This window comes from Colidextribacter sp. OB.20, from assembly GCF_009911595.1.
Classification (GTDB): Bacteria; Bacillota; Clostridia; order Oscillospirales; family Oscillospiraceae; genus Lawsonibacter.
In genome coordinates, this window is the sequence record NZ_QWKG01000177.1 from 1 (window position 1) to 521 (window position 521).

Here is a 521-nt window from a genome sequence, read left to right on the forward strand (position 1 = left end):
ATGGCAGCGGCGGCTCTGAACTGCGGCGCGGAGTACGGGATCTATATGATGCCCATCCGCGGCAAGGACAAGGCCACCATCTTCCCCAAATCCCTGGAGCTGGGCATGGACGCCTGCGACGTGTTTGTAGGCATGACCACCGCCTCCGGCGCGGCCATCTACAACAACCACCTGAAGGAGCTCATCAACCAGAAGAAGCTGCGTGAGGTCTCCATCTGCCTGCGGAGCATTGACAACTTCACCCGGGGCGGCGCTCTGGCCGACTACGAGGCGGTCTACGCCGACGGCGAGAAGCTCCAGGCGATCTGGCGGGGCCACAAGATGGCTCACATCGCCACTCCTGCGGGCACTGACCTGTACATGGAGATGAACCAGATGGAGCCCATCATCGAGTGCGGCATCGCCCGCCAGCCTGGCGACGCCATGGCCTGGTCCGATGGTGAGGTCTCCCTGGGTCCCGTGGTGGACACCACCCACGGCAAGCTGGTCATCGACGGCCCCATCTGCTACTACGGCTGCCC

At 63.9% G+C, this 521-nt stretch carries 1 pseudogene; it reads left to right on the plus strand.

Going from position 1 to position 521, the window contains the following annotated elements:
* Positions 1–521 (plus strand): annotated as a pseudogene (locus tag D1641_RS19630) (leucyl aminopeptidase); the annotation flags it as partial.